The sequence below is a fragment of the Rathayibacter sp. AY1E8 genome, assembly GCF_002931415.1.
Taxonomy (GTDB): Bacteria; Actinomycetota; Actinomycetes; order Actinomycetales; family Microbacteriaceae; genus Rathayibacter.
Genome location: NZ_PSVI01000091.1, coordinates 1 through 6,529 on the forward strand (window position 1 = coordinate 1; position 6,529 = coordinate 6,529).

Genomic DNA, 6,529 nt, shown 5'->3' on the forward strand with positions numbered 1-6,529 from the left:
CCTGCTGTCCACGATGGCGGCCACGGTCTCGGCCGAGATCCGCTCGAGAGAGGGCTGGCGCCTGGTGCGCGCGAACGAGAAGACCATCAGCACCCACGAGCTCGCGACGGCGAGCAGGGCGGCGGCGAGGGAGAGGGGCTCGCTGCGGAACTCCGTCCTCTGCGCGATCGCCACCGTGACCACGATCGCCGGCACCGCCCCCGGCTCCGCCTGACGCTCCGCTCCCGCCGTCTCAGGCCGTGAGTCCGCCGAACAGCAGTGACACCGTCATCGCGATGATGACCGAGTCGAAGGCGGACGCGATGACGACGTTCGCGCGCACCAGGCGCCAGCCCTCTCTCGAGCGGATCTCGGCCGAGACCGTGGCCGCCATCGTGGACAGCAGGAGCGCAACTGTCGCATAGTCGCTGAGGTGCGGCGCCTCCTCGAAGGCGAAGCGCACCTGCGACCGCCGGGCAACCGCGACTCGAGGCGCAGGCAGGCCTTCGCGAACGAGAAGACCATCAGCACCCACGAGCTCGCGACGGCGAGCAGGGCGGCGGCGAGGGAGAGGGGCTCGCTGCGGAACTCCGTCCTCTGCGCGATCGCCACCGTGACCACGATCGCCGGCACCGCCGCCGGCACCGCCGCCGACAGCGTCGTGCTGGTCGCCCCGGTCGCCCCCAGCATCCGCGAGAGTAGGCGCCGCTCGCCGCGCGCCTCCTCCTCGGCGGTGCTCCGCCGCGCCTGCTCGTCGAGGCGCGAGGAGGAGGCGGCGCTCCGCAGCGCCTGCTCGTCGAGGCGCGAGTACGAGGCGGCGCTCCAGCCCACGGAGAGGGCGGTGGAGAGCGGCCGGCCGAGCAGAGAGACCGGAACGAGGGTCGCCGTCGTATCGACGGCCTCGTCGCCCGGAGCGGGTGTCCCCGTCGCCAGGACGAGCAGCACCACCACGATCGTGACCAGGAGGCTCACGCACATCCGGAACAGGTCGGAGCGGGATCGTCTGCGCGCGGTCATCGCCGCCCTCCCCGTCAGGGGCCCGGAGTGCGCCCCGAACAAAATCCACGCCGTTCCGTCCTGCCGCGTCCCGTGCGTTACCATGCCATTCGTTGCAATCAACAACAAATCCCCCGCGCACCCGGCAGAATGGACCCATGACCTCACGGAGCAACTGGGCGGGCACCTACGAGTACCGCGCCGCCGCCATCATCGAGCCGGAGTCCGTCGAGGAGGTGCAGCGCCTCGTCCGCGAGAACGAGCGCGTCCGCGCCCTCGGCAGCCGCCACTCCTTCAACTCCCTGCCCGACACCCCCGGCGCACTGCTGCACCTGGGGCGCCTCGCCTCCGACCCCGTGATCGACGCCGAGGCGAGCACCGTCACCGTCGGCGGCGCCACCCGCTACGGCGTCGTCGCCGCACACCTGCACAGCAACGGCTACGCCCTGCACAACATGGGCTCTCTCCCGCACATCTCGGTCGCCGGCGCCATCGCGACCGGCACCCACGGCTCGGGCGACCGCAACGCGAACCTCTCCTCCGCCGTCTCGGCGCTCGAGCTCGTCACCGCCGACGGCTCGCTGCGCACGATCCGCCGCGGGGAGCCGGGCTTCGAGGGCGTCGTCGTCGGCCTCGGCGCCTTCGGCATCGTCACCCGCGTGACCCTCGACATCCAGCCGACCTTCGACGTCCGCCAGGACGCGTTCGTCGACCTGCCCTGGGAGCGCGTGCTCGACGACTTCGATGCGATCACCTCCTCCGCCTACAGCGTCAGCCTCATGACCCACTGGTCCTCGCCGACGGTGGAGCAGCTGTGGCTGAAGACCAAGGTGGCGGCGGGATCCGTCGCCGACGTCGACGCGACGCACCTGGGCGCGGTCGCCGCCTCCGCGAGCCTCTTCGCCGTCTCGGAGGGTGTCGACTCCAACCTGAACCCGTTCGGCGGCTCCGTCGGACCGTGGTCCGAGCGCCTGCCGCACTTCCGCCTCGACCGCGAGCCGAGCGCGGGCGACGAGATCCAGAGCGAGTACATGGTGCCGCGCGCGAACGTCCGCGAGGCGATCGTGGCGCTGCGCGCGATCGGCGAGCGGATCGACGACGTCCTGCTCATCACGGAGCTGCGGACCATGGCGGGCGACGACCAGTGGCTCTCCCCCGCCGGGGGCCGCGACAGCGTCGGCGTGCACTTCACCTTCAAGAAGGACCGCGCCGGCGTCGACGCCGTGCTCCCCGCCGTCGAGGGCGCGCTGCTGCCGCTCGGCGCCCGGCCGCACTGGGGCAAGCACTTCCTCGCCGGAGCCGACGAGATCGCGCCGCTCTACCCGCACCTCGAGGAGTGGCGCACCCTCCGCTCCGAGTGGGACCCCTCGGGCCGCTTCGCGAGCGACTTCCTCCGCGACCGCCTGCTCGGCTGAGCGGCACCCGCCCCGCGGGACCAGGCAGGTTCCGCGGGACGGGGCTCACAGGACGTGGGTCGCGGGACGGGGCTCACAGGACACGGCTCGCGGGACGCGGCTCGCGGGATGCGGGATGCGGGATGCGGGACGCGGGACGCGGGACGCGGGACGCGGCCTACAGGACGCGGGTCACAGGACGCGGGTCACAGGACGCGGCTCACAGGACGCCACTCAGAACAGGCGGGCCGCGTCGGCGGGCTCGACGAGGTCGCGCACCAGCGCCGGGATCCGCTTCCGGAACGGGAAGAACCCCCGCGACGCCGACGGCCACGCCGCACCGTCCCAGCGGCGGCGCACGGTGACGAGCGCGACCCCCTCGTCGGCGAGAGCCGAGCGGAGCGCCTCCACCCGCTCGCCGACGGGCCCGACCGGCGCGTACGGAACGACCACGGTGTCGATCCGCTCGGAGACCGCCCAGTCGACGACCGTCGCGGCACGCGCGTCCGCCAGCACCCTCGCCGGCCGACCGCTGGAGTCGGAGGTGCGCTCGGCGGCGTCGGCGAGCGCCGCGGCGGTGAAGGCGGCGACCGCGTCGGAGACTCCGGACGGCGAGCGCCCGCCCGCGTCCCCGGCGACGGCGCACGCCACGAGGCGCTCGGCCAGACCCGGCTGCTCGGCGAGCAGGCTCTCCGCCTCGAGGTCCTCCTCGTGCAGCAGGAGGACGGGGCGGGCGCCGACGGTCCCCACGACGTCGTCCTGCTCGAGCGGTGCCCGCGGCGGGAAGGGCTCCTCGGTGAGCGCGGGGGCCGTGGTGGCGAGGCCGCTCGGCGAGAAGCGCCCCTCCGTGTAGCGCGCGATGTTGGACGCGGAGGCGAGGTAGGTCTTGCCCGGAGTCTGCAGGCCGGCGACCCATCGCCACGACAGGGTGTTGGACGCGGCGTCGCCGTCGAGCAGGTGCCGGTAGAAGAAGTCGGCGCCGAGCTGCCAGGGCAGTCCGAGGGTGAAGATCCAGATGCTCGCGAACCACATGCGGGTGTGGTTGTGGAGGTACCCGGTCTCGACGAGCTCGCTCACCCACGCGTCCATCGCGTCGATGCCGCTGCGTCCACCGATCGCGTCGAGGTACCCGGGCGGAGGATCGCCCGCGGAGGAGTCCGCCACCTCGCGGCGGTAGCGGCGCCAGACATCCGGGTTCTGCTCGAGCCAGCCCTTCCAGTACGTGCGCCAGAACACCTCCTGGACGAACTTCTCCGCGGCGGTCAGACGGTGCCGCGCGAGGACCGCGGCGACGACCTCCCGCTCGGTGACGAGGCGGTGGCGGAGGTAGGGCGAGAGTCCGGAGACGTTGTCCCGGGACGGTCCGAGGTCGTGGTTGCGGTCGCGGGCGTAGGCGGAGCCCGCGCGGGCGACGAAGTCGTCGAGCGCCTCGAGACCGGCGGCTCTGGTCGGGATGAACATCGCCCCATCATCGGCGTCGGCCCGGTGAGAACACCGGCAGCGGCCTCCCGAGTGCGCTCCGGGGACGGAGGCGCCCGCCGAGCGCTCGTCAACGGGGTGACCGGCGCCTCCGACCCGACGTAGCGTCGGAGGACGAGAGGGAGGCCGCCATGCCCCGCGAGGAACAGATCCCGTCCACCATCGAGCGCTCCGACGAGCACGCGCAGAAGCTCTGGTCGGCCGCGCACGACTCGGCCGTCGACAGCTACGGCGACGGTGAGCGCGCCCACCGCACGGCCTTCGCCGCGCTGAAGCACGAGTACGAGAAGGTCGGCGACCATTGGGAGCGCAAGGCCGAGAGCGGCCCCTCCGACTCCCGCGCCGAGGGCCACGGCCGCTCCCCCGGGGGCGAGACGGCGGGCGGAGTGGACGCGAACGCGACCAAGGCGCACCTGATGGACCTCGCCAAGCGCCTGGACGTCTCCGGCCGCTCGCGCATGACGAAGGCCGAGCTCGTCGAGGCCCTGCAGAAGGAGAGCACCCGCCGGACGCGTGACGCGCGGTGAGGATGGGGGCGGGGCCGGGGACAGCCGCCCCGCCGAACCCCCGCCCCGGCCCGCTCAGTCCAGCGCGTCCCGGACGGCCGCCATGCCCAGCTCCAGCTCGGCGAAGGTGGTCGACAGCGGCGAGAGGCCGATCCGGATGCCGTCGGGTCGGCGGAAGTCCGGCACGATCCCCTCCGCCTGCAGCCGCGGGACCAGGCCGGCGAACGACTCGTGCGCGATCGTCACGTGCGAGCCGCGCCGGGCGGGGTCGAGCGGAGTCGCCACCCGCACCCCGCGCGGCACCAGCCACGCGTCGGCCAGCTCCAGCGCGTACGCCGTCATCGCCTCCGACTTCGCGCGCACCGCGGGCATGCCCACCGAGGCGATCAGCGCGATCATGTCCTGCATCGCGAGCATCCCCGTGATCGGCGGAGTCCCGCTGAGGAAGCGCCGCATCCCCTCGGCCGGACGGTAGCCGGGTCCCATCTCGAACATGTCGGCGACGCCCATCCAGCCCTGCACCGGCTGCGCGAGCGAGCCCTCGTGCCGGGAGGCGACGTACGCCCACGCGGGCGCCCCCGGGCCTCCGTTCAAGTACTTGTAGGAGCAGCCGACCGCGAGGTCCGCGCCCCACTCGTCGAGCTCGAGCGGCACCGAGCCGACGGAGTGGGAGGCGTCCCAGAGCACGAGCGCGCCGGCCTCGTGCGCCTGGGCGGTGATCGCCGCGGCGTCGGCGAGGAACCCCGAGCGGTACGCGACGTGGCTGAGCAGCACCAGCGCCGTCCGCTCGCCGAGCACCGGGGCGAGGTCGTCGGGGCCGACGCCGCTCCCGGGGTCGGAGTCGATCCAGCGGAGCGTGCTGCCGGTCTCGGCCGCGATGCCCTCCAGCACGTACCGGTCGGTGGGGAAGTTGTCGGTGTCCACGACGATCTCGTCGCGCCCCTGCTCCGCCTGGCGGGCGATCGCCGCGCGGGTGAGCTTGTAGAGCAGGACGGTCGTGGAGTCGGCGACGACCGTCTGCCCGGCCGCGGCTCCCAGCACCGCGGAGCCGAGGGCGTCGCCGACCTCGAGCGGCATGTCGAGCCAGCCCTCCTCCCAGCCGCGGATGAGGCGGCCGCCCCACTCCTCCTCCGCGAACCGCGCGAGCCGGGCGACGCTCGCGCGCAGCGGCCGGCCGAGCGAGTTGCCGTCGAGGTAGGAGCGGACCTCGGGGGTGCGGACGAACAGCTCGGGGCAGTGCGCGAGCGGGTCCTGGGCGTCGAGCGGATGCATGCCCTCACCCTAGGTCGCGGGCGCCGGGCGCGACGCGTGCCGCCGGGGCCCCGGATCCGTGCCGCCGGGGTCCCTGACGGGTGCTGCCGGGGCCCCTGACGCCGCTCGGACGCCGCCCACCGTCCAGAAGTCGTCGCACTCGGCCGCGACTGCGACGACTCCCGAGCACTCGCGAGCCCTCACCCGGAGCCCCTCCCCCCCCACTGTCCAGAACTTGTCGCACTCGGCGTCGACTGCGACAACTCTTGAGCACTCGCAAGCGCTCACCCCGGAGCCTCCCCCACTGTCCAGAACTTGTCGCACTCGGCCTCGACTGCGACAACTCCTGAGCACTCGCGAGCCCTCACCCGGAGCCCCTCCCCCCCACTGTCCAGAAGTCGTCGCACTCGGCGTCGACTGCGACAACTCCTGAGCACTCGCGGACCCGCGCACTCGAGCCGGTCGCCACTCCTCCGAAGTCGCCGTACTCGCGCTCCAGTACGGCCGCTTCCGCATGGTCGTGGAGCCGCCGGGCCCGTCCCAGCGGTCGTCGCCGAGTGCGCAGGAGTCGTCGCACTCGAGCTCGGGTGCGACGACTCCTGGACAGTCGCGGGAGCCGGAGGAGAACGGAGCAGGAGCCGGAGGAGAACGGAGGAGGAGCCGGAGGAGAACGGACCTCGAGTCGGCGAGCGCCCCCCCGGACCCGCGAGCACGGCCGCGCACCTGGGAAGTCAACGGGCGGACGCCGCGCCCCGCCCCGCCTAGCCTCCGAGGACGGCCGGGTGGCGGCGGTGCGGGTAGCGGCGTGCTTGTGCTCGTGATGCGTCACGGAGGAGCTGATCGAGGCGGCGCGGATCGACGGCGCCGGCCACCTGCGGGTGTTCCTGCAGATCGTGCTGCCGCTCTCGAAGCCGCTGATCGCCG

The 6,529-nt window shown here is 73.5% G+C and carries 6 protein-coding genes and 1 pseudogene; 4 read left to right on the forward strand and 3 right to left on the reverse strand.

Going from position 1 to position 6,529, the window contains the following annotated elements:
• Positions 1 to 214: hypothetical protein (locus tag C5C74_RS17595; RefSeq protein WP_181134729.1), on the forward strand; the 214-nt coding region annotated here is incomplete at its 5' end.
• A gap of 18 nt (positions 215 to 232) precedes the next feature.
• Here the strand turns inward: C5C74_RS17595 and C5C74_RS17185 are convergent.
• Positions 233 to 442, reverse strand: coding sequence for a DUF1345 domain-containing protein (locus C5C74_RS17185; RefSeq protein ID WP_146083106.1), 210 nt, complete (start codon positions 440 to 442; stop codon positions 233 to 235).
• A 691-nt stretch (positions 443 to 1,133) separates the two neighbouring features.
• Between C5C74_RS17185 and C5C74_RS16450 the strand changes: the two genes are divergently transcribed.
• Positions 1,134 to 2,390, forward strand: a complete 1,257-nt coding sequence (locus tag C5C74_RS16450) for an FAD-binding protein (protein ID WP_104234610.1) — start codon at positions 1,134 to 1,136, stop codon at positions 2,388 to 2,390.
• A gap of 213 nt (positions 2,391 to 2,603) precedes the next feature.
• Here C5C74_RS16450 and C5C74_RS16455 read toward each other — a convergent pair whose 3' ends face one another.
• On the reverse strand, positions 2,604 to 3,830 hold the full coding sequence (locus C5C74_RS16455) for an FAD-binding domain-containing protein (protein ID WP_104351910.1): 1,227 nt from the start codon (positions 3,828 to 3,830) through the stop codon (positions 2,604 to 2,606).
• 149 nt (positions 3,831 to 3,979) lie between these two features.
• On the opposite strand from C5C74_RS16455, the gene C5C74_RS16460 reads away from it, so the two are divergent.
• The gene (locus C5C74_RS16460; RefSeq protein ID WP_104225169.1) at positions 3,980 to 4,375 is read left to right on the forward strand and encodes a ChaB family protein; all 396 of its coding nucleotides are present in this window, start codon (positions 3,980 to 3,982) and stop codon (positions 4,373 to 4,375) included.
• A 54-nt stretch (positions 4,376 to 4,429) separates the two neighbouring features.
• On the opposite strand, the gene C5C74_RS16465 is transcribed toward C5C74_RS16460, so the two are convergent.
• Positions 4,430 to 5,626: a kynureninase gene (locus tag C5C74_RS16465; protein WP_104227472.1), complete on the reverse strand. Its 1,197-nt coding sequence runs from the start codon at positions 5,624 to 5,626 to the stop codon at positions 4,430 to 4,432.
• A gap of 809 nt (positions 5,627 to 6,435) precedes the next feature.
• On the opposite strand from C5C74_RS16465, the pseudogene C5C74_RS16470 reads away from it, so the two are divergent.
• Positions 6,436 to 6,529: pseudogene (locus C5C74_RS16470) on the forward strand (ABC transporter permease subunit); the annotation flags it as partial.

Coding starts and splice junctions, on each gene's coding strand:
- C5C74_RS16450 (WP_104234610.1), top strand. CDS start 1,134: ATGACCTCACGGAGCAACTGGGCGGGCACCTACGAGTACCGCGCCGCC.
- C5C74_RS16465 (WP_104227472.1), bottom strand. CDS start 5,626: ATGCATCCGCTCGACGCCCAGGACCCGCTCGCGCACTGCCCCGAGCTG.
- C5C74_RS16455 (WP_104351910.1), bottom strand. CDS start 3,830: ATGTTCATCCCGACCAGAGCCGCCGGTCTCGAGGCGCTCGACGACTTC.
- C5C74_RS16460 (WP_104225169.1), top strand. CDS start 3,980: ATGCCCCGCGAGGAACAGATCCCGTCCACCATCGAGCGCTCCGACGAG.